Here is a 25,683-nt window from a genome sequence, read left to right as displayed (position 1 = left end):
CACATCCCCTGTCAAGCCGGTCTATTGCTTGACACCTCTGTCGAACGACAGGGGCCCTTCCGGCTTCCCTGACGCGGTGACGGGAACGATCAGGCCTTCGGCCGGCGCGCCCTCGCCTGCACTGTCGGGATCGATGACGATGCGCACGGCATCGTCTCCCGCCGCTTCGACGGAACGCGGGACAGGGAAGGCGTCGGCCGTGAGGATCGTATAACGCCACCAGGCACGGGGACCGAGACGGACCGTATAGACACCCGCGGTCGTCGCACCGCAGCCCTGGCGTTCGATCGACCAGACCAGATCGCGGCCGGGAATCGTCCCCTCGGCGGTCGTCTCCGATGAGCACATCGTAGCATCGAAGGCGGCCACGAGACCAAGCGGGAGGCAGAGCGCGGACAGAAGGAGGGCAAAAGAAAAGCCCAGCCGGCGAGAAGGCCGGCTGAGCCTGCGGGAGATCAGGAATACCGCAACGGCCGAAGCGAGGCAGAGAAGGAAGAGACCGCCCCACATGCTCGCCTGCTCAGGTATGGATCACCCGTCCATACGCATCCATGACGCTCTCGTGCATGGTCTCCGAGAGAGTGGGATGGGGGAACACGGCGTGGATCAGCTCCTCCTCCGTGGTCTCCAGGTTCATGGCGATCACATAGCCCTGGATCAGCTCGGTCACCTCCGCGCCGATCATATGCGCGCCCAGCAACTGGCCGGTCTTCTTGTCGAAGATCGTCTTCACGAGACCTTCGGGCTCGCCCAGCGCAATCGCCTTGCCGTTGCCGATGAAGGGAAAGCGACCGACGCGGATGTCGAAGCCCTGCTCCTTCGCCTTGGCCTCGGTGAGGCCAACCGACGCAATCTGCGGGTTGCAATAGGTGCAGCCCGGGATCTTGGCCTTGTCCATGGCATGGGTGTGCAGGCCCTTGATGGTCTCGACGCAGATCACGCCCTCGTGCTCGGCCTTGTGCGCCAGCATGGGCGGGCCGGCCACGTCGCCGATGGCATAGATGCCGGGCACGTTGGTGCGCCCCAGGCCGTCGGTCACGACGATGCCGCGCTCGATCTTCACCCCGACCTTCTCGAGGCCGAGATTCTCGATGTTGCCGACGACGCCGACCGCCGAGATCATCCGCTCCGCCGTAATCGTCTGCGTGGTCTTGCCATCGTCGATGGTGGCCGTGATGGAGTTCGCGCCCTTCTCCACCTTCGTCACCTTGGCGCCGGTGAGAATCTTCATCCCCTGCTTCTCGAAGCGCTTGCGGGCGAGACCTGCAATCTCGGCATCTTCGACGGGCAGGATCTGCGGCATCACCTCGACCACCGTCACCTCCACGCCCATGGTGCGGTAGAAGGAGGCGAACTCGATGCCGATGGCGCCCGAGCCCATGACGATCAGGGACTTCGGCATGGCGGGCGGCACCATGGCCTCGAAATAGGTCCAGATCAGCTTGCCGTCCGGCTCGATGCCGGGCAGCGCACGCGGGCGCGCGCCGGTGGCCACGATAATGTGCTTGGCGGAGTAAGTGCCGGGCTCCAGCACGCCCTTCGGCACCGGATTCTGCGGCTGCATGGCGGGCTTCTTGGGAGCCGACACCACGACCTCGCCGGGCTTGGAGATCGCGGCCTCGCCCCAGATCACGTCGACCTTGTTCTTCTTGAGCAGCATGCCGACGCCGCCGTTGAGCCGCCCCGACACGCCGCGCGAGCGCTGCACGATGGCCGCTGCATCGAAACCGATGCCTTGTGCGGAGAGGCCGTAATCCTTGGCGTGCTCCATGTAGTGATAGATCTCGGCCGAGCGCAGAAGCGCCTTGGTCGGGATGCAGCCCCAGTTGAGGCAGATGCCGCCCAGATGCTCGCGCTCCACGACCGCAGTCTTGAACCCGAGCTGCGCCGCACGGATCGCCGCCACATAGCCCCCCGGCCCGCCGCCGATGACGATGATGTCGTATTGGTTTGCCATGGTGTCAATTCCCTTGCGCGTACTGCGCGATGCCGTGACCGAAGGACCAGTTTTCCTTTTCGACTTCGATCAGGTTGATGAACACATCTTCGGGGCGTAGGCCGGGCTCGGTGCCCAATCTTTCAGTGATCCGCTGGAAGAGCGCCTTCTTTTGATCGACCGTCCGTGTGTTGCTGACGGTGATCTGAACGATGATGAGATCGTCGCTTCGCTCAATGCCGAGATAGTTCGCACCATAGAAGAAGTTATCCTCTTCATACTCGCTGATGGTGACGAAGAGATCGTCCTCTGGAACGTTGAAAGTCTCACGGAGAGCGAGATAGATCCCGTCGGCCAGCGCCTTGCGATAGGCGGATGGCTTTCCCTTTCGTAGCGAGATGCGGATGAGCGGCATGAAGCCTCCCTATCGGCCAGCAGTGAATGGCCGAGACGCGCCCGGCCCTGATGTCAACTAAACCAGCATCCCCATCGGGCTTTCGATGAGCTGCTTGAACGCCGCCAGCAGTTCCGCGCCGAGGGCGCCGTCGACCACGCGGTGGTCGCAGGAGAGCGTCACGGTCATGGCCTGCACGACGGCGGGAGCGCCGTTCTTCACAACGACCCGGCTCTCGCCGGCGCCGACCGCCAGGATCGTGCCCTGGGGCGGGTTGATCACGGCCTGGAAGTTCTTGATGCCGAACATGCCGAGATTCGACACCGCCGTGGAGCCGCCCTGGTATTCCTCAGGCTTCAGGCGACGGGTGCGGGCGCGGCCCGCCATGTCCTTCACCTCGGCCGAGATGGCGGTGAGCGTCTTCTGCTCGGCCTTGCGCACCACTGGGGTGAACAGGCCGCCTTCAATGGCCACCGCCACCCCGACATCCGAATGCTTCATCTTCAGGATGCGATCCTCGGCCCAGACCGCGTTGGCGGCGGGCACGCGCTGGAGCGCGATGGCCAGTGCCTTGATGACGAAGTCGTTCACCGAGAGCTTGTAGGCCGGCTTGCCGTCCTTGTCCTTTCCGGCTGCCGCGTTGATCTGCTCGCGCAGGGCCATGAGCGCATCGAGCTCGCAGTCGAGCGACAGGTAGAAATGCGGCACCGTCTGCTTCGATTCGACGAGGCGCTTGGCGATGGTCTTGCGCATGCCGTCGAGAGGCACTTCCTCGTAAGTGCCGGCCTCGAACATGGCCTTCACCTGATCGGCGCCCATGCTCTGGGCGAGCTGGGGAGCCGCCGGCTTCGCAGCCGGTGCGGGAGCTGCTGCAGCGGCAGGAGCCGGAGCAGGCTTCGTGCCGCCACCCTGGAGGGCTGCGCGCACATCCTTCTCGACCACACGGCCATGGGGGCCGGAGCCCTGGACCGACGCGATGTCGATTCCGGCTTCGCGGGCAATGCGCTTGGCGAGCGGCGAAGCGAACACACGGCTGCCTGACGCCTGCGGCTGCCCTGCCCCATTGGGCTTCGCGGCCGTTGCAGGACCTTCGGGAGCCTGATCGACGCGGGCATAGGACATGTGGGCGTTGGGATCGCCCTGAACGGTGTTGGCCTGAGGCTGGGGCGCGGCTGCGGGAGCCGCCGGAGCCGGAGCGGCTTCCGCCTTCGGGGCAGGCGCTGCGGCACCGCCGGATGCGGGAGCCGAAACGCTCTTCGGATCCTCGCCCTCGGCGGCGATCAGCGCGATGAGCTGGTTGACGGGAACGTCGGCGGTTCCTTCCGGCACCACGATCTTGGCGAGGATGCCTTCATCCACCGCCTCGACTTCCATGGTGGCCTTGTCGGTCTCGATCTCGGCGATCACGTCGCCGGACTTCACCGTATCGCCTTCCTTCTTCAGCCACTTGGCAAGGTTGCCCTTTTCCATCGTGGGTGACAGGGCGGGCATCAGGATATTGATGGGCATGGCGTTCTGGAATCCTGACTTGAGAGAATCTAGTTGATGGCCTGCGTCGAGCCGGGATCGCTCGGATCGTCCAGCTCGGCCTGAATGCCGGCCGCGATCTCGGCCAGAGCCTCCTCCTCGGAGAACTCCGTTTCCATGGCATAGACGCGCGCGGCGTGACGGGCGAGGTCCACCAGGAGCACGCCCCAGGTGAACGGATCGTCGAAGGCGCGGCGCAGCGCGATGCTCACCTCGCCTTCGACCACCGAAGCCCTCAGGATCTCGATGCCGCCCTTTTCGAGGACGTCAGGCGGAACGTTGAGGGCTTCGAATTTCCGTTCAGTCATGATGTCACCTGTAGCAAACGGCCTTCGCCGCCTGCACCACTTCGGCCACGGACGGGAGCGCGAGCTTCTCGAGGTTGGCAGCATACGGCATGGGTACGTCCTTGCCGGTCACGCGGGCCACGGGCGCGTCGAGGTAGTCGAATGCGTTCTCCATGATGCGCATGGCGATCTCGGCGCCGATGCCCGATTGCGGGAAGCCCTCTTCCACCGTGACGCAGCGGCCCGTCTTCATGACCGAGGCCACGATGGTATCGGTATCCATCGGGCGGATCGTGCGCAGGTCGATCACCTCGGCGTCGATCCCTTCCTTCTCCAGCTCCTGGGCGGCCTTGAGCGCATAGGTCATGCCGATGGAGAAGGACACGATGGTCACGTCCTTGCCCTCGCGATGGATGCGCGCCTTGCCGATCGGCACAGTGAAGTCGTCGAGCTTCGGCACCGGGAAGGACTGGCCGTAGAGGATCTCGTTCTCGAGGAAGACGATGGGGTTCGGATCGCGGATGGCGCTCTTGAGGAGGCCCTTCGCGTCGGACGCCGTGTAGGGCGCGATCACCTTGAGGCCCGGGACGTTGGAGTACCAGGCGGCATAGTCGTGGCTGTGCTGGGCGCCCACGCGGGCCGCCGCGCCGTTGGGACCGCGGAACACGATGGGGGCGCCGAGCTGGCCGCCCGACATGTAGAGGGTCTTGGCCGCCGAGTTGATGATCTGGTCGATCGCCTGCATGGCGAAGTTGAAGGTCATGAACTCGACGATGGGGCGCAGCCCCGTGAAGGCCGCGCCGACGCCGACGCCGGCAAAGCCGTGCTCGGTGATCGGCGTGTCGATGACGCGCTTGGCGCCGAATTCCTGCAGCAGGCCCTGCGTGACCTTGTAGGCCCCCTGATACTCGGCCACCTCTTCGCCCATGACGAAGACGCCCTCGTCCTTGCGCATTTCCTCGGCCATGGCATCGCGAAGGGCCTCGCGAACGGTCATGTTGACCAGTTCCGTGCCCTCGGGGATTTCCGCCATGGCGTTGTAGCTCGTGCGGTTCGTGATCACCGACGGAGCTGCCGGAGTCGAGAGATCCGTCTGCTGCGGACGCTCCGCCGGAGCGGGCCGGTCGGCCAATCCTTCGGCCTGCATGTCGGGCGTCGGTGCAGGTTGGGCTGCCGGCGCAGACGCAGCCGGGGCCTTCGCGGAAGAGGCTGCCGCGGATACGTCCTCGCCCTCGCCCGCGAGGATCGCGATGGGGGTGTTCACGGCCACATTGTCGGTGCCGTCGGAGACCAGGATCTTGGCCAGGACGCCCTCGTCGATCGCCTCGACCTCCATGGTCGCCTTGTCGGTCTCGATTTCGGCCAGCACGTCGCCGGGCTTGACCTGATCGCCCTCTTTTTTCAGCCACTTGGCCAGTTTGCCCTGCTCCATGGTGGGCGAGAGGGCAGGCATGAGAATATCGATCGCCATTAATAGACCTGTTTCGATTGTCGCAGCGGCGAGATGTGGGGAGAAGTGGCGCGAGCGCGCCACTTAAAGCAGAATGTCCGTGTAGAGCTCAGACGGATCGGGCTCCGGATCGTGCGTGGCGAACTCGGCCGCCTCGTTGACGATCTCGCGCACCTTGCTGTCGATGGCCTTCAGCTCGTCTTCCGACAGCTTCCAGCTCTCCAGCAGACGGCGGCGCACCTGCTCGATGGGATCGTGCTCCTCGCGCATGCGGGTCACCTCGTCCTTCGTGCGGTACTTCGCCGGGTCGGACATGGAGTGGCCGCGATAGCGGTAGGTCTGCATCTCGAGGATGTACGGCCCCTTGCCGGAGCGGGCATGCTCGATGGCGCGCTGGCCGGCGGCGTAGACCGCCCGGATGTCCATGCCGTCCACCTGCTCGCCCGGAATGCCGAAGGACACGCCCCGCTTCGAGAAGTCGGTCTGGGCCGAGGCCCGGCTCACCGACGTGCCCATGGCGTAGCGGTTGTTCTCGATCACGTAGACCACGGGCAGCTTCCAGAGCTGCGCCATGTTGAAGCTCTCGTAGACCTGGCCCTGGTTGGCGGCGCCGTCGCCGAAATAGGTCAGGCAGACATTGCCGTTCTCACGGTAATGGTTGGCGAACGCGATGCCGGTGCCGAGCGACACCTGGGCGCCGACGATGCCGTGGCCGCCATAGAAATGCTTCTCCTTGGAGAACATGTGCATGGAGCCGCCCTTGCCCTTCGACAGGCCGCCGCGGCGTCCCGTCAGTTCGGCCATGACGCCCTTCGCGTCCATGCCGCAGGCAAGCATGTGGCCATGATCCCGATAGCCGGTGATCACCTGGTCGCCCTCTTTCGTCGCCATCTGCATGCCGACGACGACGGCTTCCTGACCAATATAGAGATGGCAGAAACCGCCGATCAGGCCCATGCCGTACATCTGGCCGGACTTCTCCTCGAAGCGCCGGATCAGAAGCATCTCATTGTAGGCGGACAGGTCCTGGTTCTTGTCGAATTGTGGTGAATTGGGAGCAGCTCCGCGTGTGGAGCCTTTTGTGGAAGTGGTCTTGTTAGCCGCGCCTGAACCAGCACGGCCCGCCTTGCGGGCAGCAACAGCCATCGGGTCCTCCGAAGGGTTTCCTCGACGAAAGTTGTAGCGCAGACGGAAGGGGAAATCGAGTGGGCTAAAAGCCGTTTTGCATTGCACAATGAAACGTGCAAGTCGCTGATTACGCTATAAAATTAACAGTTAACTCGATTTCAGTTAAGCAGAACTTTTGGGCTATGCTTAATCATGGGCCCGTGATGATGACGAGATCGTTCTTATGCACACGTCCTAACATTACGCGCGCTCTTTCTTCGAGCAGATCCCGGTCGATCTGGTCGCTGCGCAGCAGGGCGATACGGCGCTCCCAGTCGGAGCGCTGAGTCTTCAAACCCGTCAGCTCGCTGGAAAGTTCAGCCACCTGGGCTTCATATTTCTGGCGAGCCTCGATGCCCCGCGCACCGCTATGGGCATGATGCACGAAGTAGCCGGCCACAGCTGCCGAAATGCTGTAGAGCACCAGCGGGATGAGGAATCGTCGTGCGCGTCTGCGGATCACCATGGCGCTGAGTCTTACGGCAACATGGTTAAGGAGGCGTTGAGGCCAAAACCTGCAACATTCTTGCCGGAACGATCCAACACACCAGTTGTTGAATCCCGCCTGCCTGGCTTGTGCTGTTGTGTTCCGTTGCGTGTTGTGGCTGTCGCATGAACAATTTCAACATGATGGTCGCCCTTGTGGGCGCAGTTCCCCTCCTGCTGGGACTCGGGTCCAAGTGGCTGGCGGCCAGTCCGCTTCCGCCAACCCTGGTCGCGCTGGGCATCGGCATCGCGCTGGGCCCCGAAGGGTTCGGCCTCATCGACCTGCAGAAGCTCGGCGAACAATCGTCCATCCTGGAAAAAGCCGCCCGGCTGACGCTCGGCATCAGCCTCGTGGGGGTGGCGCTCCGCATTCCCAGGGTCTTCATTCGGCGCAACTGGCGCGAGATGCTCGTCCTGATCGGGCTCGGCATGTTGCTCATGTGGGCCATCAGCACGGTTCTCGTCTACCTAATCCTCGGCCTTCCTTTCTGGCTCGCGGCTCTGATCGGCGCCATCGTCACCCCTACGGACCCGGTAGCCTCGAGCCCGATCGTGACGGGATCGGTCGCGGAGGAGAACATCCCGGATCGCCTTCGCAATGCCATCTCGTTCGAGTCCGGCGCCAACGACGGGCTCGGATATCTGTTCGTCTTCCTTCCGTTCCTGATGCTGACCCGACCCGCAGGCGAGGCCCTCTCACACTGGGTTCTGCCCACATTCCTCTGGGATATCGGCATGGCGACCGCCCTGGGGCCGCTCATCGGCTACACGGCCGCGAAACTCCTGCAGGGTTCCGAGCGGCACGGCGCGATCCAGAGCGACTGGCGTCTCATCTACACGGCGGCGCTCGCGCTCTTCGCCATTGGGGCAGGAAGGCTGATCGGCAGCGATGAAGTTCTGGTCGCCTTCGCGGCCGGGGCTGCCTTCACACAGGTGGTAAGCGCTTCCGAGCGGGACAACGAAGAGCAGGGGCAGGAGGCCATCAACCGCTTCTTCGTCATCCCGATCATCGTTCTGCTGGGCACGGCCCTGCCCTGGAAGGGATGGTTCGAGCTGGGCTGGAGCGGCGTGATCCTGGCCGTGGCCGTGCTGCTCCTTCGCCGCCCTCCGGTGCTTTTGCTCCTGCGCCCTCTCCTGCCCGGCATTCGCGGCGTGCCGGATGCGCTGTTTCTCGGGTGGTTCGGACCCGTCGCGGTGGCGGCCATCTATTATGCGTCGATGATGGAGCACAAGCTGGGGAACCCCGTCATCTGGCACGTGGTCAGCCTGGTGATCTGCAGCTCGATCCTTGCCCATGGGGTGACAGGCGCTCCGCTGACCCGGCTCTTCGGGCGGAAAGCCGGAAAGCGGAGCGCCCGGAAGGGAGCCGACCAAGCCTCGAGCATTGAAGCCGCCGGTGGGCGACGTGCGCCGATAACGGGCTCCGCTCAATAAAAAGCCGCCCGAAGGCGGCTTCTCAGATTGGTTCGGAACTGCGCCCGATCAGGCCAGAGCCTTGAGCGCCGCAAGGCCTGCATAGCGGGCCTGGGAGCCCAGTTCCTCCTCGATGCGGATAAGCTGGTTGTATTTCGCCAGTCTGTCCGAGCGGGCCAGCGAACCGGTCTTGATCTGCCCGCAATTGGTGGCGACGGCCAGATCCGCGATGGTGGAATCCTCCGTCTCGCCCGAGCGGTGGGACATGACGGCGGTGTAGCCGGCGCGGTGGGCCATGTCGACAGCCGCCAGCGTCTCGGTGAGCGAGCCGATCTGGTTCACCTTCACGAGGAGCGAGTTGGCCACGCCCTGCCCGATGCCCTGCGAGAGGCGCTCCACGTTGGTGACGAAGAGGTCGTCGCCCACGAGCTGGCACTTGTTGCCGACGAGGTCGGTCACGGCCTTCCAGCCCTCCCAGTCGTCCTCGGACATGCCGTCCTCGATGGAGGCGATGGGATAGGCGGAGACGAGCTTGGCGAGATACTCGGCCTGCTGCTGCGGCGAGAGCTTCTGGCCCGTGCCCTCGTAATGATAGGCGCCGTTCTTGAAGAACTCGGTGGCCGCGCAGTCGAGGCCGATCACCATGTCCTTGCCCGGCTTGTAGCCGGCCTGCTCGATGGACTTCATGATGAAGTCGAGGGCCGCTTCCGCCGACGGCAGGTTCGGGGCGAAGCCGCCCTCGTCGCCCACATTGGTGTTGTGGCCGGCATCCTTGAGGGCTGTTTTAAGGGTGTGGAACACCTCCGCGCCCATGCGCACGGCCTCGGCCAGGGTCGGCGCGCCGACCGGCATGATCATGAATTCCTGGAAGTCGATAGGGTTGTCCGCATGCGCGCCGCCATTGATGATGTTCATCATCGGCACCGGAAGAACGCGCGCCTGCGTGCCGCCCACATAGCGGTAGAGGGGCAGGGTCGAGGCTTCCGCTGCAGCCTTGGCGACCGCCAGCGACACGCCGAGGATCGCGTTGGCGCCGAGGCGTGCCTTGTTCGGGGTGCCGTCGAGCTCGATCATCGCCTCGTCAATGGCAACCTGCTCTTCCGCATCCATGCCGCCAATGGCGTCCAGGATCTCGTTGTTGACCGCATCGACGGCCTTCAGCACGCCCTTGCCGAGATAGACCTTCTTGTCGCCGTCGCGCAGCTCGACCGCTTCATGGGCGCCCGTGGAGGCGCCGGAGGGCACGGCGGCGCGGCCCATCGAGCCGTCCTCGAGGGTGACATCCACCTCGACGGTGGGGTTGCCCCGGCTGTCGAGGATCTGGCGGGCGAAGACGTCGATGATCGCTGTCATAAAGCAGGCTCCTGCTGGCTGAGTGCGGCCGGGACAGCCCGGGGACGGGTGCGGCCTCAAGTCATGGATTGGCTTATTGACCGAAATACCCAGGTGAGCAAGGACGACAAGAGCCCCATTTCCTCGATCCAAGGCGAAATCGCATGACGGAAACCCCTCTCCAGCTCGGTCAATCGAGCGCCCTGCCCGATTCACCGGAATCGGCGCAACTCGACCGGGTGCCGAACCCGCATCCCGACACCGACTACCTGGCCCGCTTCACCGTGCCGGAATTCACCTCGCTCTGCCCAGTGACCGGCCAGCCGGACTTCGCGATTCTGGTGATCGATTATGCGCCGGGCCCCTGGCTGGTCGAATCGAAGTCGCTGAAGCTCTACATGCACAGCTTCCGCAACCACGGCGCGTTCCATGAGGATTGCACAGTCGCCATCGGCAAGCGCCTCGCGAGCCTGCTGGAGCCTCGGTATCTCCGCATCGGCGGCTACTGGTACCCGCGCGGCGGCATCCCCATCGACGTGTTCTGGCAGGCCGGCGAGCTGCCGAAGAACCTCTGGCTCCCCGACCAGGGCGTTGCGCCCTACCGGGCGCGCTGAGCGGCCGGCCGCGTGAGGGCGAAGGAAGCCGCGAGCCCCACGCCGGCAATGACCAGGGCGGCGACAGATGTCGCCCCAGTCAACCCGATATTGCGCAGGCCGAAGCCCATGAGCACGACGCCCAGCGCCTGGCCGCAGAAGAACGAGAAGGCATGGAGCGCCACGGCCGAGGCACGGGCCTCCGGGGCGACTTCCGTCACCTGGGCCTGGAAGGTGTTGTGGAGCATGTAGAAGCCGAGCCCCATGAACAGCAGGGCCACCGCATCGAGCTTCCAGTCGCCGCCCAGCCCGAGAACCATCAGCGAAGCGCCGGCAAAGAAGCCTCCGCCCATCAGGATCTTTCCGATGCCAAGCCGCCTCAGCATCCAGGCGACGAGCGCGGAATAGACGAGCCCGCCGATGGCAAAGCCGCCAAGGGCAAAGCCGGCCTCGGCCGCCCCGCCGCCGCCCCGCTCCTCGAGCAGGGGCGCGATATAGGGAAAGATGCCGAAGATGGCGATGGCCTCGATGAAGACGAGGCCGAACAGCGTCAGCGCGCGCGGATTGGAGAGGATGTCGCGGTAGCGCAGGAGCGCGCTCCGCAGGTCGAACCTGCCTCCCGGCAGCGCTCCCCTGAACCCGATGACGGTGGCGGCAAGGGCGAGCGCGACCATGAGGGTGGAGAGGGTGAAGACGCCGCGCCAGCCGATCAACTCCGCCAGCAATCCCGCAAAGGAGGAGCCGGCGAGCTGTCCGACGATGACGGCCACCAGGTAGCGGCTCAGCATCACCTGACGCTGTGCCACCGCCACCCGGTCGCCGATCAGCGCGATGGCGAGCGGGATCGATCCTCCGGCAGCGGCCCCGGCAATGATGCGCAAGGTGAAAAGCGTCTCGGCATTGGGCGCGAAGATTGAACTGGCCAGGGCAGCCAGGAGGACCGCCAGCGCGACCTTTATGACCCGTTCCTTGCCGAGGGCGTCGCCGACCGGTCCCAGGACGGGCTGAATGAAGGCATAGGGCAGCGCAAAGGCGGCCGAGAGAAGCGCAACGGTCTGAGGCGTGGAGTTCAGGTCCCGCGCGATCACGCCGACCATCGGCTCGACGGCGCGCCCGGAAAAGGTGCTGGCAAAGCCGCTGGTGGCGAGAATCAGGATTAGGTTGCGGGAGGACATAGGCGCCTGATGGGCAGAGCCGCAGAGAAAGCTCATGCTTCCTATCACGACCGCACCGTCATGGGAGCGGCAGGAACGCAGACCTGCCCCCGCGATGGAACATGGGCTGGTTCAAGCTCTAGGCTTGCCGCCCCTTCGCCAGGGCGTCGAAGGCCTTGAGCTGGGCGAGCAGCGCCTCGAATTCCTTCAGCGGCACCATGTTGGGCCCGTCGGACGGCGCCTTGTCCGGATCCTGGTGCGTTTCGATGAAGACGCCGGCGACACCCACTGCGACGGCCGCACGGGCGAGAACCGGAACGTATTCCCGCTGACCGCCCGAGGTTGAGCCCTTGCCGCCGGGCTGCTGAACCGAATGGGTGGCATCGAAGATCACCGGCGCGCCCGTCTCGGCCATGACCGGCAGGCTGCGCATGTCGGACACGAGGGTGTTGTAGCCGAAGGAGGCACCGCGCTCGGTGAGCATGACGTTCGGGTTGCCGGCCGCCCTTACCTTCTCCGCCACGTTCGCCATGTCCCAGGGAGCCAGGAACTGGCCCTTCTTCACGTTGACCACGCGACCGGTCTTGGCCGCTGCCACGAGAAGATCGGTCTGGCGGCAGAGGAAGGCGGGGATCTGGAGGATGTCCACGACCTCGGCGACGGCGGCGCACTGATCGTTCTCGTGAACGTCGGTGAGAACCGGCACCCCATACCGTTCCTTGACCTCGGCGAAGATCGCGAGTGCCTTGTCCAGGCCAATCCCACGAGCACTGGAGATCGACGTCCGGTTCGCCTTGTCGAAGGAGGACTTGTAGACGAAGCCCATGCCGAGCCTGCCGGTTATCTCGCTGAGGGCTGCGGCCATTTCCAGCGCGTGATCGCGGCTTTCCATGGCGCAGGGGCCCGCGATGATGCTGAGCGGCAGGTGGTTCCCGAAGCGGACGGAGCCGGCCTCGACGACGGCAGGGTGCTGTTTGGTATCGGTCATGCGTCGTCACTAGCCGTTTTGGCGCCAAAGGCAAAGTGCGATGTGGCTTGGCTGCCGGTGAGGCAGCGACACAGGTAGCCGCCAGATGCTGACCGCTTAACTAAAACAACAAGACGCCCTCGCTGACCGGCAGATGCGCCTTTACTTTAGGTAATCGGCTAAACAATATAGAGGCGACAATAACCGCTAAGAAAAATTGCCTGCAGACGATCAAGAACAACGTCAAAATTTTACAGGACGGCGCTTGGGAGGCGCTCTGATGTCAGATCAGGACAAAATGCAGGAACTCGTCGCGATTCGGACGGCCCTTGGCTTCACCCAGAGCAGGATGGCGCATGAGATCGACATGAACCTGCGGGACTACCAGGCCTTCGAGTGGGGCGAGACCGAAATTCCCGACCTCTACCTCAGGGCGATCGAGCGTATCGCGATGCTCCACGCGGTCCGCCACAGGAACCCGATGATGGTGCCGCCCTCCATGCGATCGGAAGCCCTGCAATTCGCCAGACTTGTCGAAATGGAGGCCTGACCGGCAGTCTACTGCAGGTCAGGGTGGCCTTCAGAACGTCATTGCCGCGGCATTGATGATGCCAGCCGACAGGGATGAGGCTCCGAGGAACAGCGCCGCCGCCATCTCGCCCGCGGCGATGCGCTGCGAGAGGTTGGGCATCACGATCCGCACGAGCCAGTAGACGACGATCTGCACGGAAAGGGCGACCAGACCCCAGACGAGGCAGTCGACGATGGTCTGGGCATGCACGATGGCGCTTGCGATCGGCAGGGCGAAGCCCACGAGGCTGAAGCCCAGGGCTGTCGCCGCCGAGATCACGTTCTCCCGGATCAGGGCGAACTCGTTGTGCATGGTCGCGAGCGTGTAGATGGCCAGATACAGCCCCACCAGCGCGACGGCGAGCACGAAGAAGATCAGGAAATCGGGCAAGCCCGCGAGAGAAGAAGCCACCGGAAAGCCCCCACCGGTTGATGTTTTTCAACCGTTTAAGGGGCCATGGTTAAAATTGCGTTGGCTCGAACGCGATCGCGACGCCGAAGGCGGCACTGGCCGGGACGATGAGCCTGCTGCCGATGTGCTGATAAGGGATCTCCGCCGCATCGAGCCACCTCGCCTGCCGCTGGATGTCCTCGACACGGATGGCGAAGGCCACCAGGGACGGCTGGTCGAGCTCGGCCTCGATGGAGCCGTAGATCTCGGCCGCATCGTCCGGGGTCAGCACATCGATGTGGCTCTCGGCCAGGCGGAAGGACAGGTCGTCCCCATCCGGGCTTCTCGGCTCAACGCCCGTGAAGGTCGCGAGAAAGGCCCGCAGCCGCTCCGGTTCGGGCGCCGTCAGCGTGACGGATGAGATCCGGCTGGCCTGGTTGTCGTGGCGCTGGAATTCCGGATTCCAGAAGTTCTCGGGATAGTGCTGCTGACAGACGAAGAAGCCGGCCCTGGGCGAATGTTCGGCCGAGGTGAAGGCCAGCGTGAAGGCAACCTTGGTCTCGCTGCCGTCGGGCCGCCGCCCGGTGCGCTCGAAATGGAACGGCTCGAAGGCTCCGATGCCGTTTTCTGCGAAGAGAGCGGCGTCGGCCTTGGCATCCTGGCTGTCGAGGACCAGCATGGCCAGGCCTTCCCGGTTCCGCAGATAATCCTGCACGAAGCCGCCGAAGCTGAAGGCGCTCTCCCGGTGGGGCGCGATGGCGGCACCCTCACCGACGGTGATCAACTCGATGAAGGAGCCGTCAAACTGAATGATCCGGTTCTCGGTGCCCCAGGGGTGCCGGTTGCGGGAACCGACCTGGAATCCAAGGCGCTGGTAGAAGTGTCCGGCTTGGTCGAGGTCCTGGACGGCAACAACGAGATGGTCAATCCGGCGGGTCATCATGCTCTTTCCTGCTGGTCGCGCCCGTGAGAAGCGCGGGCGCGACGGTTCAGGTTAACATCAAACCAGCCGGCTTTGCTCCACGGCCGCGTGGATGAAGCTCTTGAAGAGCGGGTGCGGCTCGAAGGGACGCGACTTCAGCTCGGGGTGGTACTGCACGCCGATGAACCACGGATGGTCCTCATATTCCACGATCTCGGGCAGGATACCGTCCGGGGAAACGCCCGAGAAGCGCAGGCCCTTCGCCTCCAGCTGGTCGCGGTAGGACATGTTCACTTCGTAGCGGTGCCGGTGGCGCTCGGAGATTTCCGTACCGCCATAGATCTCCGATACCTTGCTGCCGGGCTTGAGCGAGGCCTGATAGGCGCCGAGCCGCATGGTGCCGCCGAGATCGCCGCTGGCGTTGCGCTTTTCGAGCTCGTTGCCGCGCAGCCACTCGGTCATGAGGCCGACCACCGGCTGGGCGGTGGGGCCGAACTCGGTGGAGCTGGCGTCCTGAATGCCGGCAAGGGAGCGCGCCGCCTCGATCACGGCCATCTGCATGCCGAAGCAGATGCCGAAATACGGCACCTTGCGCTCGCGGGCGAAGCGGGCCGCCCGGATCTTGCCCTCGGCGCCGCGCTGGCCGAAGCCGCCGGGCACCATGATGCCGTGGATGCCCTCCAGGAACGGAGCCGGATCCTCGCTCTCGAAGACCTCGCTCTCGATCCATTCGAGATTCACCTTCACCTGGTTGGCGATGCCGCCGTGGTGAAGGGCCTCTATGAGCGACTTATAGGCATCCTTGAGGCCGGTGTACTTGCCGACCACGGCAATGTTCACCTCGCCCTCGGGGTTGTGAACGCGATCAGAGATCGTGGTCCAGCGGGAGAGATTGGGAGATTTGGCCGTATCCAGTCCGAAAGCCGCCAGAACCTCGCTGTCGAGGCCTGCCTCGTGGTAGGCCAGCGGCACGTCGTAGATGGAGCGGGCATCCCGCGCCTCGATCACCGCCGTCTCGCGCACGTTGCAGAACAGGGCGAGCTTGCGGCGCTCGTCCTTCGGGATCTCGCGATCCGTGCGGCAGAGCAGGATGTCGGGCTGAATGCCGATGGAGCGCAGCTCCGCCACGGAGTGCTGGGTGGGCTTGGTCTTCAGCTCGCCGGCGGAGGGGATGAACGGCAGAAGGGTCAGGTGAACGTAGATCGCCTGCCCTCTCGGGAGATCGTTGCCGAGCTGGCGGATGGCCTCGAAGAACGGCAGGCCCTCGATGTCGCCGACCGTGCCGCCGATCTCGACCAGAACGAAGTCGAAGCCTTCGTTGCCGGTGAGCACGAAGTCCTTGATCGCGTTGGTGACGTGCGGAATCACCTGGATGGTCGCTCCGAGATAATCGCCGCGGCGCTCCTTGGTGATGATGTCGAGATAGATGCGCCCGGTGGTGATGTTGTCGGCCTTGGTGGCCGGCACGCCGGTAAAGCGCTCGTAATGGCCGAGATCCAGGTCGGTTTCAGCGCCGTCGTCGGTCACGAAGACCTCGCCATGCTGGTAGGGACTCATCGTCCCCGGATCGACGTTGAGATAAGGGTCGAGCTTGCGAAGCCGAACCTTGTAACCGCGTGCTTGGAGAAGCGCTCCGAGGGCTGCAGAAGCCAGACCCTTGCCGAGCGAAGACACCACGCCGCCGGTGATGAATACGTACCGCGTCATGGACCCCTATCCATAAACATCAGGCGCCGATTCGCAATCGCGAACCGGACCACCTGAAAGCCATCCACAAAAAGAGAGGGCCGGAAGCACCGGCCCTGGTTTCGTTTACTGCTGAGGCGCTGCTGGCGCCGGCGCCGGAGCGCCCGGGGCGGGAGCCGCCGGCTGATCGCCCTGGAGACGCTGAAGCTGCTCGAGCACGTTGCCGCCGCCCTGCCCGGCCGGGGCCTGCTGGCCCGGCCCCGCCGGCGCGGCGCCGTCGAGAATCGAGCGCGGAGCACGGGTCGTGGTCGCCATCACGGTGAGCGTGATGCTCGTCAGGAAGAAGAGGCCTGCCAGAATGGCCGTCGCGCGGGTGAGCGCATTGGCCTGGCCGCGCCCGGTCATGAAGCCCGAGACACCGCCGCCGCCTCCGCCGCCGCCACCGAGGCCCATGCCGCCGCCCTCGGAGCGCTGCAGGAGAACCACGCCGATCAGGGCGAGCACGACGATCAGGTGGATAATGATAAGAACTGTTTGCATCGTTCCAAAAACCTCAAGCGGCTGCGCACAAGGCGTCAGCCGCTCGCAATCCGTCCGTTGCGGCGGCCTGTAGCATAGGTGGGCCCAGGATCAAAGACCCGCAAGCCGCCTTTTCGAACTTACCCCAGATAAGCCCCTGCAATGCCCAGGAAGTCGGCCGCCACGAGGCTCGCCCCGCCGACCAGGGCACCGTTGACGTTCTCCACCGCCATGAGCTCTGCGGCGTTGGACGGCTTCACGGAGCCGCCGTAGAGGATTCGGACCTTGGAGGCTTCGGCCTTGCCGACGAGCCTGCGCAGCTCGTCGCGGATCAGGGCGTGCACCTCCGCGACATCGGCGGTGGTCGGCGTCAGGCCGGTGCCGATGGCCCAGACGGGCTCGTAGGCGACGACGAGGTTGTGGCTGTTCGAATCGACCGGGATCGAGCCGCGCAACTGCTTCTTGACGACGGCGAGCGTCTTGCCGCCCTCGCGCTCCTCCCGGGTCTCGCCAACGCAGACGATGGCGGTCAGCCCCGCGCGGTGAGCCGCAACGGCCTTCGCGCAAACGTCTACGTCCTTCTCCTTGTGGTACTGGCGGCGCTCGGAATGGCCGACGATCACGTAAGATGCGCCGGCATCGGCCAGCATCTCGGCCGAAAGATCGCCGGTGAAGGCGCCCGATTCCTTAGCGTGGCAATCCTGGCCGCCGATGGCGACCCGCGAGCCGACGGAGGCTTGCGCAAACTGGCCGATCAGGGTTGCAGGCGGGCACACGGCCAGCTCGACCTTGGCCTTGAGTCCTGGGGTGTAGCCGGCATGGACCTCTTGCAGGACCTTGGCCGATGTCTTCAACCCGTTCATCTTCCAGTTGCCCGCAACCAGCGGGCGCGGCCTATCGACGCTCATCTATGGCACTCCTGTCACGCTTGATAATCTGGCACTAGCAGAGGCTTGCGCCTTCTTTCAACCAGACTTGCCCTTTTCGTAGAGCCCCTGATCGTTTATCGGCAGTTTAACGAGTTTTTTGAAGACGGGTTCACGATGCTTCGGAATATGCGCAAGGCTGGGCAGACCATCGTCGGCAAGGTGATCGCCACCATCTTTTTCGGCGCTCTCATCCTCAGCTTTGCCATCTGGGGCATCGGTGACATCTTCCGTGCAACCCCCGCTTCCACAGTGGCCGAGGTCGGCGAGACGACGATCACGGTCGATCAGACCCGCAGCGCCTATACCAACGAGCTGCAGCGGCTCGGACGCCAGTTCCGCACGGTCATCAGCCCCGAGCAGGCCCGCGCCTTCGGCCTCGACCAGCAGGTCATCAACAACCTTGTGACCGAAGCCGTGCTGGCCGAAAAGGCCAGGGAGATGGGTCTTTCGGTCTCGGATCAGCTCGTCGCCGCCTCGATCCTCAACAATCCCGCGTTCAAGGGTGCGGACGGGCAGTTCAACCGCGCCCTCTTCGACCAGGCGCTTCGCGGCATCAACCTTTCCGAGGCCGGATTCGTGCAGGAGCAGCGGGCTGCGATGGCGCGCCTTCACCTTGCCGAGGCCATCGCCGGTGACATCAACGTGCCCCTGGCCGCCAAGGAAGCTCTGCACCGCTATGGCAGCGAGCGCCGCGCGAGCGCCTACCTTCTCCTGACCGCGGCCATGGCGGGCGACATCCCGGCGCCGACGGCCGAGCAGCTCGAGACCTTCTTCAACGAGCGCAGAAGCGCCTTCCGGGCGCCCGAGTACCGGGCCGTGACAGCGATGGCCCTCGATGCCGCCTCCCTGGCGAAGCCGGACACCGTGTCGGAGGCCGATGCCCGCCAGCGCTACGAGCAGCAGAAGGCCAAGTACGGCAGCCCGGAACGCCGGACGATCCAGCAGATCACCTTCCCGTCCCAGCCGGAGGCCGAGGCCGCCGCCGCCAGGATCAGGGAAGGCGCGACCTTCGAGTCCATCGCGACCGAGCGCAGCGTATCCCCGCAGGACCTGGAGCTCGGCACCTTCACCAAGGCCGAGATGCTCGATCCGGCCGTGGCCGAAGCCGCCTTCGGTCTGGAGCAGGGAGCCGTCAGCGCTCCCGTGGCGGGCCGCTTCGGCCCCGTGCTCGTGCGCGTGACGCAGATCCAGCCGGAGGCCGTGCGGCCGTTCGAGGAGGTCGCCCCCGAGCTTCGCCAGGAGATCGCCGTGGAGCGGGCCCAGAGCCAGATCGAGCGGATCCACGATGAGATCGAGGACCTGCGCGCCGGCGCCAAGCCCCTGGCGGACATCGCCCGGGAGAAAGGCCTGTCCCTGGTTCAGGCTCCGGCGGTGGACGCCAACGGCCTCGACAAGACCGGCAATGCGGTCAACCTCCCCGAGAAGGATGCTCTGGTGAGGGCAGCCTTCGCCTCCGATATCGGCGTCGACAACGAGGCGCTGCGCACCGGCACCGGCTATGTCTGGTACGACGTGACCGGCATCGAGCCCTCCCGCGAGAAGAACCTCGACGAGGTTCGCGATCAGGTCGCCGCCCAGTGGCGCGAGGATCAGGTCGCCCAGCGTCTCTCCGAGCGTGCCCGTGGGCTGACGGAGCGCCTGGAGAAGGGCGAAGCCATCGAAGCCGTGGCCCAGGAGGTCGGCGCGCCGGTGAAAACCGCCACCGATCTCGCCCGGAACGCCGCCAAGGACGATCTCACGGCCGAGGCCGTGAACCGCATCTTCGCCGTTCCGGTCGGCAAGGCGGGCCATGCGGCCAACGGCCCGGATGCCCGCGCCGTGTTCAAGGTCACCTCGGCGACGGTGCCGCCCCTGGTCACCACGACACAGGCGGCGCAGACAATCGAGAACCAGCTCCGCAACGGCCTCGGCGACGACCTGATCAGCCAGTATATCGCCCAGGTCCGGCAGGATCTCGGCGTCACCATCAACCAGCAGGCGCTGCGTCAGGCCACGGGCGGCGAATTCTAGGCCATGACGCTCACGCCCGACTTCGACACCTTCGCCACGGCCTATGAGGCCGGCGAGGCGGGTGTCCTGCGCGCCACCTTGGTGGGCGATCTGCTGACCCCGGTCGCAGCCTTTTTGAAGCTGCGACACGGGCGTAAGGGCTCTGCCTTCCTGCTGGAATCGGTCGAAGGCGGCGCGACCCGCGGCCGCTTCTCCATGATCGGACTCGATCCGGATCTCGTCTGGCGCTGCCAGGACGGGGTTGCTTCCATCGACCGGCAGGCCTTGAGCCGGATGCAGGAATTCAGGGTGGACGAGCGTCCGCCGATCGAGAGCCTTCGCGCCCTGATCAGGGAAAGCGCCCTGCCCCTCTCCGACGACCTACCGCCCATGGCGGCGGGTCTCTTCGGCTATCTGGGCTACGACATGGTGCGGCTCATGGAGCGCCTGCCAGAGCCCAATACCGACGTACTGAAGGTGCCGGACGCCATCCTGATCCGTCCTACCGTGATGGTGGTGTTCGACGGGGTGAAGGACGAGATATCGCTCATTACGCCCGTGCGTCCCCAGGCGGGCACCTCCGCCAAGGTGGCTCATGAAACCGCGCTGGCACGCCTCGACGAGGTGACGGCGGCGCTTGAGCGTCCGCTGCCCATGGACGACCGGACCGACCCGACGCACATCCACTTCGAGCCGCCGGTGTCCAACACCACACCGGACGAGTACGAGGCCATGGTGGCCCGGGCGAAGGACTACATCCGCGCCGGCGACATCTTTCAGGTGGTGCTGTCCCAGCGCTTCGAATCCGCCTTCCCCCTGCCCGCCTTCGCGCTCTACCGCTCCCTGCGCCGGGTCAATCCGGCGCCGTTCCTCTGCTACCTCGACTTTGAGGACTTCCAGATCGTCTGCTCGAGCCCTGAGATCCTGGTGCGGATGCGCGACGGCAAGGTCACGATCCGGCCCATCGCCGGCACGCGCCCGCGCGGCGCAACAGTCGCCGAGGACCGGGCCCATGCGGAAAGCCTGCTGGCCGACCAGAAGGAACGGGCCGAGCACCTGATGCTGCTCGATCTCGGGCGCAACGACGTGGGACGCGTGGCCGAGATGGGCTCCGTGCAGGTGACGGATTCCTTCTTCCTCGAATATTACAGCCAGGTGATGCACATCGTGTCGAACGTGGAAGGCCGCCTCGACCCGAGCTTCGACGCCCTCGATGCGCTCATCGCGGGCTTTCCGGCCGGCACGGTCTCCGGCGCGCCGAAGGTGCGCGCGATGCAGATCATCGACGAGTTGGAGAAGGACAAGCGCGGGCCTTACGCCGGCTGCGTCGGCTATTTCGGCGCCAATGGCGAGATGGACACCTGCATCGTGCTGCGCACGGCCGTGGTGAAGGCTGGCCGCATGGCCGTGCAGGCAGGTGCCGGCATCGTGTACGATTCCGACCCGGCCTCCGAGCAGCAGGAATGTATCAACAAGTCGAAGGCCCTGTTCCGGGCCGCCGAGGAGGCCGTGCGCTTCGCCAGCCAGGCGAGGGTCGGGCAATGACCTTCGCCGCAATGCGTCCCTTGACCGGGGGCGTCGCATACGCGAACGTCGGCGCGCCATGACCCGCGTTCTCGTCATCGACAACTACGACAGCTTCACCTGGAATCTGGTGCATCTGCTCGGCCCTCTCGCCACCTCGGTCGACGTGGTGCGCAACGACGCGATCACCGCCGACGACGTGCTCGCCTCCGGGCCGGACGCGATCGTGATTTCGCCGGGCCCGGGCACGCCGAACGACGCGGGGATCTGCCTCGATCTCGTGAAGCGCGCCTCACCCGAGATCCCGACCTTCGGCGTGTGCCTGGGTCTTCAGACCATCGGCCAAGTCTTCGGCGGCACCGTCTCGCGCGCGCCCTTGCCGATGCACGGCAAGGTGTCCGATGTGGAGCACAACGGACAGGCGGTGTTCCGGGGCATCAACGGCTCCTTCAAGGCCACCCGCTATCATTCCCTCATCGTGGATCGGGAGACCTGCCCCGACGACCTCCTCGTCACGGCGGAAACGGCCGACGGCCTCGTCATGGGCCTGTCGCACCGCTCCCTGCCGATCCACGGCGTGCAGTTCCACCCCGAGAGCATCCTGTCGGAGCACGGGGTGACGATCATGCGCAACTTCTTCGAACTCGCGGCGGACTGGAACGCCAGGCACCGCGCGACCGGCGGCGCAGCCGCACCAGCAGGGCACTGAAACCGATGGAATCCTTCAAGTCATACCTCGCCAAGGTCGCCACGGGCGCATCGCTGACGCGCGACGAGGCGCGGGATGCCTTCGACGACCTGCTCTCCGGCGAGGTGACGCCGGCCCAGGGCGGCGCCTTCCTGATGGCGCTCAGGGTTCGCGGCGAGGCCCTCGACGAGATCGTCGGCGCCGTCACCGCCATGCGCGGGCGCATGCTGCGGGTCACCGCCCCCGAGAATGCCGTCGACATCGTCGGCACCGGCGGCGACCACAAGGGCAGCTACAACATCTCCACCTTGGCCTCGATCATCGTGGCCTCCTGCGGCGTTCCCGTTGCCAAGCACGGCAACCGCGCGGCCTCGTCCAAATCCGGCACAGCAGACGTGCTCTCGGCGCTTGGCGTGAAGCTCGGCCTCGCCTCCGAAGGCCTGGAGCGCTGCCTGTCCGAGACCAAGCTCTGCTTCATGTTCGCCCAGACCCACCACGCCGCCATGCGCCACGTGGCGCCGACGCGTGTGGAGATCGGCACGCGAACGATCTTCAATCTGCTCGGCCCACTCGCCAATCCGGCCGGCGCCAAGCGGCAGCTTCTCGGCGTTTTCTCCGAGGCCTGGCTCGAGCCGCTGACTCAGGTTCTGAAGGAACTCGGCTCCCACAAGGTCTGGACCGTGCACGGCTCCGACGGCCTCGACGAGATGACCACCACCGGCCCGACCTTTGTGGCGGCGCTGGAGAACGGCGCCATCCGCCGGTTCACGGTCACGCCCGAGGAGGTCGGCCTGCCGACCGCATCCCTGGACGATCTGCGGGGCGGCGATCCGGAGCACAATGCCGCGCAGTTGCGCGCCGTTCTCGATGGTGCCCGCACGGCTTATCGCGATGTCGCCTTGCTCAATGCCGCCGCCTCCCTTGTGGTGGCGGATGAGGCGGCCAACCTGCGCGACGGCCTCGAGCGCGCCTCGCGGGCTCTCGACAGCGGCGCCTCCAAGGCCACCTTGGATCGCCTCGTTCAAGTCTCGAACGGCTGAGTGGACGAGCCATGAGCGACGTTCTCAGCCGGATCGAAGCCTACAAGCGCCAGGAGATTGCCGCCGCCAAGGCCGCCGTGCCTCAGGCCGAGATCGAGCGCCTGGCCCGCGAGGCCTCGCAACCGCGCGGCTTTGCCAAGGCCATCGAGCGCCATCTTGCCGAAGGGCGTCCTGCGCTGATTGCGGAGGTGAAGAAGGCAAGCCCCTCCAAGGGTCTGATCCGCGCCGACTTCGATCCGCCGAGCCTCGCCCGCGCCTATGCCGAGGGCGGCGCCACCTGCCTGTCCGTGCTCACCGACAAGCCCTCGTTCCAGGGCAGGCCCGAGTACCTGGCCCAGGCCCGAGAGGCCTCCGGGCTCCCAGCCCTTCGCAAGGATTTTTTGTTCGAACCCTATCAGGTCTACGAGGCCCGCGCCTGGGGCGCCGACTGCATCCTCGTGATCATGGCGAGCGTCACCGACGATGAGGCCCGCGCCCTGATCGACACCGCCCACAGCCTCGGCATGGATGTGCTGGTCGAGGTGCATGACCGGGCGGAGCTGGAGCGCGCCCTGCCCCTTGGCACGAAGCTGGTTGGCATCAACAACCGGAACCTGCGCAGCTTCGAGGTTTCGCTCGGGGTCAGCGAGGAGCTGGCGCCCCTGATCCCGTCCGACCGCATCGTCGTCGGCGAGAGCGGCATCTTCACGCTTGAGGACATCGAGCGCCTGACGAAGGTCGACATTCACACCTTTCTAGTGGGCGAGAGCCTGATGCGGCAGGCCGACGTGGCGGCGGCCACCCGCAGGCTCCTGTTCGGCGAGGTCGCATGACGGGGCTCACGCATCTCGATGCTGCGGGCGAGGCCAACATGGTCGACGTCTCGGACAAGGACGTGACGAGCCGCACTGCGGTTGCGGAAGGGTGCGTGGTCATGCTGCCGGAGACGGTCGCCCTGATCCGCCAGGGCGACGCCAAGAAGGGCGACGTGCTTGGGACCGCACGGCTCGCTGGCATCATGGCGTCCAAGCGCACCCACGAGCTCATTCCCCTGTGCCACCCTCTTCTGATTTCGAAAGTGAAGGTGGACTGCACCCTCGACGAGAGTCTTCCCGGCGTGCGCGTGAGTGCCGAGGTCAAGGTGTCGGGCCAGACAGGCGTCGAGATGGAGGCATTGACGGCGGTGTCCGTCGCCTGCCTGACGATCTACGACATGGTGAAGGCCGCCGATAAAGGCATGCGGATCGAGAGCATCCGCCTGCGTCGGAAGAGCGGCGGACGCTCTGGAGATTTCGAGGCGCCATGAGCCTGATCTCGGTCGAGGATGCCCTGTCTCGGGTCCTGGCGAGCGTGGAAAAGCCGCTCGAGGCCGAGCAGGTCCCCCTCGTCTCCTGCGCCGGCAGGACCCTTGCCGAAGATCTCAGCGCCCTGCGCGACCAGCCTCCCTTTCCGGCCTCCGCCATGGATGGCTATGCGGTGCGCAGCATCGATTGCGCCCAGGTTCCAGCAACGCTCCAAGTGGTGGGAACGAGCGCCGCCGGGGCTCGCTTCACGGGAACGGTCGGCCCCATGGAGGCCGCCAGGATCTTCACGGGCGCTCCCGTTCCCGACGGTGCCGACGCGGTGGTGCTGCAGGAGGATGCGGAGCGTGCCGGCGATCGGGTGACGGTGAAGGAGGCAGCCCGCCCCAACCGTCACATCCGCCAAGCGGGCATGGACTTCTGTGCCGGCGACATCCTTCTTCAAAAAGGCCTGCGCCTCGATTCCCGGCACATCGCTCTTGCTGCAGCCATGGGCCATGGGCTGCTCCCGGTTCACCGGAAGCCGAAGGTCGCCATTCTGGCCACGGGCGACGAACTGGTGCGGGCGGGCGAGCCCGTCGGCCCTGACCAGATCACCGCCTCGAGCCTTCCGGCCACTCTTCTGATGGTGGAGAAAGCCGGTGCCGAGGCCGTGGATCTCGGCATTGTCCGCGACGATCTCGGATCGCTCGAGGAACGTATCCGGGCGGCGTGGGACATGGGCGCCGACATCCTCGTGACCTTGGGCGGAGCCTCGGTAGGCGAGCACGACCTCGTGCAGAAGGCTCTGAGCCGCCAGGGCATGGATCTCGGCTTCTGGCGCGTGGCCTTGCGTCCGGGCAAGCCCCTGATGCACGGACGCCTCGGGTCGACCCTGCTCCTGGGCCTGCCGGGAAACCCTGTCTCGTCGCTTGTCTGCGCCGTCCTGTTCCTGGTTCCGGCGATCCGTGCCTTCCTTGGAGACCAGCGGGCCGCCGAGGACCCGGCCGAGGACGCCATCCTCGGCGCGGACCTGCCGGCCAACAAGGAGCGGCAGGATTACATGCGCGCTTCGCTTGCGCTGCAGGACGTGCCGCTGAGCCTCGCCCAAGGCCCTGCGCGGCTGATGCTGCCGGTCGCGACCCCGCATCTCATGCAGGACTCATCCATGCTGAGCATCCTCGAGCGCTCCGACGCCCTGCTCGTCCGGCCGCCCCATGCACCGGCGGCAACGGCCGGGCAGCCTTGCCGGATTATCCGGCTGGAGCGGTTTTGCTAGGTAAAGTTCAATCGTCGGCAGGACCACACATCACACGACGAGCCGACTTCACATAAAAGCTACGCTTAGAGCCAATCGGAACCTTCGTCGCAAATTGCTTCAAGAACTGCAGGAGTTCCGATTTAGGCAGCAACCATCACAAATTTTCTCATGAAGGTAGCCCTCCCGATTGCTCAGCTCG

The 25,683-nt window shown here is 65.4% G+C and carries 26 protein-coding genes; 10 read left to right on the top strand and 16 right to left on the bottom strand.

The window, feature by feature from the left end; translation table 11 throughout:
- Nucleotides 1–21: 21 nt before the first annotated feature.
- The 8 genes from JAO75_RS09680 to JAO75_RS09645 all read right to left on the bottom strand — a co-directional run bounded on the left by JAO75_RS09680 (nucleotide 22) and on the right by JAO75_RS09645 (nucleotide 7,227).
- Nucleotides 22–348 (bottom strand): hypothetical protein, encoded by a 327-nt coding sequence (locus tag JAO75_RS09680; RefSeq protein WP_199048672.1) that lies wholly within the window; start codon nucleotides 346–348, stop codon nucleotides 22–24.
- A gap of 172 nt (nucleotides 349–520) precedes the next feature.
- Nucleotides 521–1,957 (bottom strand): dihydrolipoyl dehydrogenase, encoded by a 1,437-nt coding sequence (gene lpdA, locus JAO75_RS09675; protein WP_199048670.1) that lies wholly within the window; start codon nucleotides 1,955–1,957, stop codon nucleotides 521–523.
- Nucleotides 1,958–1,961: 4 nt separating this feature from the next.
- Complete coding sequence (locus JAO75_RS09670) at nucleotides 1,962–2,351, bottom strand: tautomerase family protein (RefSeq protein ID WP_199048668.1); 390 nt, start codon at nucleotides 2,349–2,351, stop codon at nucleotides 1,962–1,964.
- Between the two features lie 57 nt (nucleotides 2,352–2,408).
- On the bottom strand, nucleotides 2,409–3,839 hold the full coding sequence (locus JAO75_RS09665; RefSeq protein WP_199048666.1) for a pyruvate dehydrogenase complex dihydrolipoamide acetyltransferase: 1,431 nt from the start codon (nucleotides 3,837–3,839) through the stop codon (nucleotides 2,409–2,411).
- Between the two features lie 29 nt (nucleotides 3,840–3,868).
- On the bottom strand, nucleotides 3,869–4,165 hold the full coding sequence (locus tag JAO75_RS09660; RefSeq protein WP_199048664.1) for a DUF5076 domain-containing protein: 297 nt from the start codon (nucleotides 4,163–4,165) through the stop codon (nucleotides 3,869–3,871).
- 4 nt (nucleotides 4,166–4,169) lie between these two features.
- Nucleotides 4,170–5,615 carry a pyruvate dehydrogenase complex E1 component subunit beta gene (locus tag JAO75_RS09655; protein ID WP_199048662.1) on the bottom strand — a complete coding sequence of 482 codons (1,446 nt, stop codon included), beginning with the start codon at nucleotides 5,613–5,615 and terminating at the stop codon, nucleotides 4,170–4,172.
- A gap of 63 nt (nucleotides 5,616–5,678) precedes the next feature.
- Complete coding sequence (gene pdhA, locus JAO75_RS09650; protein ID WP_199048660.1) at nucleotides 5,679–6,740, bottom strand: pyruvate dehydrogenase (acetyl-transferring) E1 component subunit alpha; 1,062 nt, start codon at nucleotides 6,738–6,740, stop codon at nucleotides 5,679–5,681.
- Nucleotides 6,741–6,912: 172 nt separating this feature from the next.
- Entirely contained in the window at nucleotides 6,913–7,227 is a 315-nt protein-coding gene (locus JAO75_RS09645; protein ID WP_036345630.1) for an FtsB family cell division protein, read from the bottom strand.
- Nucleotides 7,228–7,373: 146 nt separating this feature from the next.
- Here JAO75_RS09645 and JAO75_RS09640 point away from each other — a divergent pair, with 146 nt between their 5' ends.
- Nucleotides 7,374–8,681 carry a cation:proton antiporter gene (locus JAO75_RS09640; RefSeq protein ID WP_199048658.1) on the top strand — a complete coding sequence of 436 codons (1,308 nt, stop codon included), beginning with the start codon at nucleotides 7,374–7,376 and terminating at the stop codon, nucleotides 8,679–8,681.
- A 48-nt stretch (nucleotides 8,682–8,729) separates the two neighbouring features.
- On the opposite strand, the gene eno is transcribed toward JAO75_RS09640, so the two are convergent.
- Complete coding sequence (gene eno / locus JAO75_RS09635; protein WP_199048655.1) at nucleotides 8,730–10,013, bottom strand: phosphopyruvate hydratase; 1,284 nt, start codon at nucleotides 10,011–10,013, stop codon at nucleotides 8,730–8,732.
- A gap of 143 nt (nucleotides 10,014–10,156) precedes the next feature.
- On the opposite strand from eno, the gene queF reads away from it, so the two are divergent.
- Nucleotides 10,157–10,606 (top strand): preQ(1) synthase, encoded by a 450-nt coding sequence (gene queF, locus JAO75_RS09630; protein ID WP_199048653.1) that lies wholly within the window; start codon nucleotides 10,157–10,159, stop codon nucleotides 10,604–10,606.
- Here the strand turns inward: queF and JAO75_RS09625 are convergent.
- Together JAO75_RS09625 and kdsA are read right to left on the bottom strand one after the other, a co-directional pair.
- Complete coding sequence (locus JAO75_RS09625; protein ID WP_246742437.1) at nucleotides 10,591–11,796, bottom strand: MFS transporter; 1,206 nt, start codon at nucleotides 11,794–11,796, stop codon at nucleotides 10,591–10,593. The genes queF and JAO75_RS09625 overlap by 16 nt on opposite strands.
- Before the next feature lie 82 nt (nucleotides 11,797–11,878).
- Entirely contained in the window at nucleotides 11,879–12,727 is an 849-nt protein-coding gene (gene kdsA, locus JAO75_RS09620) for a 3-deoxy-8-phosphooctulonate synthase (RefSeq protein WP_199048651.1), read from the bottom strand.
- 259 nt (nucleotides 12,728–12,986) lie between these two features.
- Here kdsA and JAO75_RS09615 point away from each other — a divergent pair, with 259 nt between their 5' ends.
- Nucleotides 12,987–13,256, top strand: coding sequence for a transcriptional regulator (locus JAO75_RS09615; RefSeq protein ID WP_199048649.1), 270 nt, complete (start codon nucleotides 12,987–12,989; stop codon nucleotides 13,254–13,256).
- Nucleotides 13,257–13,286: 30 nt separating this feature from the next.
- Here the strand turns inward: JAO75_RS09615 and JAO75_RS09610 are convergent, their stop codons facing one another.
- The 5 genes from JAO75_RS09610 to tpiA all read right to left on the bottom strand — a co-directional run bounded on the left by JAO75_RS09610 (nucleotide 13,287) and on the right by tpiA (nucleotide 17,702).
- Nucleotides 13,287–13,688 (bottom strand): DUF350 domain-containing protein, encoded by a 402-nt coding sequence (locus tag JAO75_RS09610; RefSeq protein ID WP_199048647.1) that lies wholly within the window; start codon nucleotides 13,686–13,688, stop codon nucleotides 13,287–13,289.
- A 49-nt stretch (nucleotides 13,689–13,737) separates the two neighbouring features.
- Nucleotides 13,738–14,610: a VOC family protein gene (locus JAO75_RS09605; RefSeq protein ID WP_246742436.1), complete on the bottom strand. Its 873-nt coding sequence runs from the start codon at nucleotides 14,608–14,610 to the stop codon at nucleotides 13,738–13,740.
- Nucleotides 14,611–14,667: 57 nt separating this feature from the next.
- Nucleotides 14,668–16,296 (bottom strand): CTP synthase, encoded by a 1,629-nt coding sequence (pyrG, locus tag JAO75_RS09600; protein WP_199048644.1) that lies wholly within the window; start codon nucleotides 16,294–16,296, stop codon nucleotides 14,668–14,670.
- A 105-nt stretch (nucleotides 16,297–16,401) separates the two neighbouring features.
- Nucleotides 16,402–16,815 carry a preprotein translocase subunit SecG gene (secG, locus tag JAO75_RS09595; RefSeq protein ID WP_199048643.1) on the bottom strand — a complete coding sequence of 138 codons (414 nt, stop codon included), beginning with the start codon at nucleotides 16,813–16,815 and terminating at the stop codon, nucleotides 16,402–16,404.
- Between the two features lie 119 nt (nucleotides 16,816–16,934).
- Entirely contained in the window at nucleotides 16,935–17,702 is a 768-nt protein-coding gene (tpiA, locus tag JAO75_RS09590; protein ID WP_199048642.1) for a triose-phosphate isomerase, read from the bottom strand.
- A 135-nt stretch (nucleotides 17,703–17,837) separates the two neighbouring features.
- On the opposite strand from tpiA, the gene JAO75_RS09585 reads away from it, so the two are divergent.
- The 7 genes from JAO75_RS09585 to JAO75_RS09555 are packed head-to-tail and all read left to right on the top strand — an operon-like array spanning nucleotide 17,838 to nucleotide 25,502.
- Complete coding sequence (locus JAO75_RS09585) at nucleotides 17,838–19,733, top strand: peptidylprolyl isomerase (protein ID WP_199048641.1); 1,896 nt, start codon at nucleotides 17,838–17,840, stop codon at nucleotides 19,731–19,733.
- A 3-nt stretch (nucleotides 19,734–19,736) separates the two neighbouring features.
- Complete coding sequence (trpE, locus tag JAO75_RS09580) at nucleotides 19,737–21,257, top strand: anthranilate synthase component I (protein ID WP_199048640.1); 1,521 nt, start codon at nucleotides 19,737–19,739, stop codon at nucleotides 21,255–21,257.
- 58 nt (nucleotides 21,258–21,315) lie between these two features.
- Nucleotides 21,316–21,945: an anthranilate synthase component II gene (locus JAO75_RS09575; RefSeq protein ID WP_199048638.1), complete on the top strand. Its 630-nt coding sequence runs from the start codon at nucleotides 21,316–21,318 to the stop codon at nucleotides 21,943–21,945.
- 5 nt (nucleotides 21,946–21,950) lie between these two features.
- Entirely contained in the window at nucleotides 21,951–22,964 is a 1,014-nt protein-coding gene (trpD, locus tag JAO75_RS09570) for an anthranilate phosphoribosyltransferase (RefSeq protein WP_199048636.1), read from the top strand.
- Between the two features lie 11 nt (nucleotides 22,965–22,975).
- On the top strand, nucleotides 22,976–23,776 hold the full coding sequence (trpC, locus tag JAO75_RS09565) for an indole-3-glycerol phosphate synthase TrpC (RefSeq protein ID WP_199048634.1): 801 nt from the start codon (nucleotides 22,976–22,978) through the stop codon (nucleotides 23,774–23,776).
- The gene (gene moaC / locus JAO75_RS09560; protein ID WP_199048632.1) at nucleotides 23,773–24,249 is read left to right on the top strand and encodes a cyclic pyranopterin monophosphate synthase MoaC; all 477 of its coding nucleotides are present in this window, start codon (nucleotides 23,773–23,775) and stop codon (nucleotides 24,247–24,249) included. Before trpC ends, moaC begins: the two co-directional genes overlap by 4 nt.
- Nucleotides 24,246–25,502 (top strand): molybdopterin molybdotransferase MoeA, encoded by a 1,257-nt coding sequence (locus tag JAO75_RS09555; RefSeq protein ID WP_199048630.1) that lies wholly within the window; start codon nucleotides 24,246–24,248, stop codon nucleotides 25,500–25,502. Before moaC ends, JAO75_RS09555 begins: the two co-directional genes overlap by 4 nt.
- Nucleotides 25,503–25,683: the final 181 nt, after the last annotated feature.

Source organism: Microvirga splendida (assembly GCF_016427565.1).
Classification (GTDB): Bacteria; Pseudomonadota; Alphaproteobacteria; order Rhizobiales; family Beijerinckiaceae; genus Microvirga; species Microvirga splendida.
The sequence above is the reverse complement of the archived record's forward strand: the minus strand, read 5'-3'. Positions and strand labels throughout refer to the sequence as shown.

Bases quoted from the DNA above. Each gene is read 5' to 3' on its own strand.
- JAO75_RS09680 (WP_199048672.1), bottom strand. From the start codon at position 348: ATGTGCTCATCGGAGACGACCGCCGAGGGGACGATTCCCGGCCGCGAT.
- lpdA (WP_199048670.1), bottom strand. From the start codon at position 1,957: ATGGCAAACCAATACGACATCATCGTCATCGGCGGCGGGCCGGGGGGC.
- JAO75_RS09670 (WP_199048668.1), bottom strand. From the start codon at position 2,351: ATGCCGCTCATCCGCATCTCGCTACGAAAGGGAAAGCCATCCGCCTAT.
- JAO75_RS09665 (WP_199048666.1), bottom strand. From the start codon at position 3,839: ATGCCCATCAATATCCTGATGCCCGCCCTGTCACCCACGATGGAAAAG.
- JAO75_RS09660 (WP_199048664.1), bottom strand. From the start codon at position 4,165: ATGACTGAACGGAAATTCGAAGCCCTCAACGTTCCGCCTGACGTCCTC.
- JAO75_RS09655 (WP_199048662.1), bottom strand. From the start codon at position 5,615: ATGGCGATCGATATTCTCATGCCTGCCCTCTCGCCCACCATGGAGCAG.
- pdhA (WP_199048660.1), bottom strand. From the start codon at position 6,740: ATGGCTGTTGCTGCCCGCAAGGCGGGCCGTGCTGGTTCAGGCGCGGCT.
- JAO75_RS09645 (WP_036345630.1), bottom strand. From the start codon at position 7,227: ATGGTGATCCGCAGACGCGCACGACGATTCCTCATCCCGCTGGTGCTC.
- JAO75_RS09640 (WP_199048658.1), top strand. From the start codon at position 7,374: ATGAACAATTTCAACATGATGGTCGCCCTTGTGGGCGCAGTTCCCCTC.
- eno (WP_199048655.1), bottom strand. From the start codon at position 10,013: ATGACAGCGATCATCGACGTCTTCGCCCGCCAGATCCTCGACAGCCGG.
- queF (WP_199048653.1), top strand. From the start codon at position 10,157: ATGACGGAAACCCCTCTCCAGCTCGGTCAATCGAGCGCCCTGCCCGAT.
- JAO75_RS09625 (WP_246742437.1), bottom strand. From the start codon at position 11,796: ATGAGCTTTCTCTGCGGCTCTGCCCATCAGGCGCCTATGTCCTCCCGC.
- kdsA (WP_199048651.1), bottom strand. From the start codon at position 12,727: ATGACCGATACCAAACAGCACCCTGCCGTCGTCGAGGCCGGCTCCGTC.
- JAO75_RS09615 (WP_199048649.1), top strand. From the start codon at position 12,987: ATGTCAGATCAGGACAAAATGCAGGAACTCGTCGCGATTCGGACGGCC.
- JAO75_RS09605 (WP_246742436.1), bottom strand. From the start codon at position 14,610: ATGATGACCCGCCGGATTGACCATCTCGTTGTTGCCGTCCAGGACCTC.
- pyrG (WP_199048644.1), bottom strand. From the start codon at position 16,296: ATGACGCGGTACGTATTCATCACCGGCGGCGTGGTGTCTTCGCTCGGC.
- secG (WP_199048643.1), bottom strand. From the start codon at position 16,815: ATGCAAACAGTTCTTATCATTATCCACCTGATCGTCGTGCTCGCCCTG.
- tpiA (WP_199048642.1), bottom strand. From the start codon at position 17,702: ATGAGCGTCGATAGGCCGCGCCCGCTGGTTGCGGGCAACTGGAAGATG.
- JAO75_RS09585 (WP_199048641.1), top strand. From the start codon at position 17,838: ATGCTTCGGAATATGCGCAAGGCTGGGCAGACCATCGTCGGCAAGGTG.
- trpE (WP_199048640.1), top strand. From the start codon at position 19,737: ATGACGCTCACGCCCGACTTCGACACCTTCGCCACGGCCTATGAGGCC.
- JAO75_RS09575 (WP_199048638.1), top strand. From the start codon at position 21,316: ATGACCCGCGTTCTCGTCATCGACAACTACGACAGCTTCACCTGGAAT.
- trpD (WP_199048636.1), top strand. From the start codon at position 21,951: ATGGAATCCTTCAAGTCATACCTCGCCAAGGTCGCCACGGGCGCATCG.
- trpC (WP_199048634.1), top strand. From the start codon at position 22,976: ATGAGCGACGTTCTCAGCCGGATCGAAGCCTACAAGCGCCAGGAGATT.
- moaC (WP_199048632.1), top strand. From the start codon at position 23,773: ATGACGGGGCTCACGCATCTCGATGCTGCGGGCGAGGCCAACATGGTC.
- JAO75_RS09555 (WP_199048630.1), top strand. From the start codon at position 24,246: ATGAGCCTGATCTCGGTCGAGGATGCCCTGTCTCGGGTCCTGGCGAGC.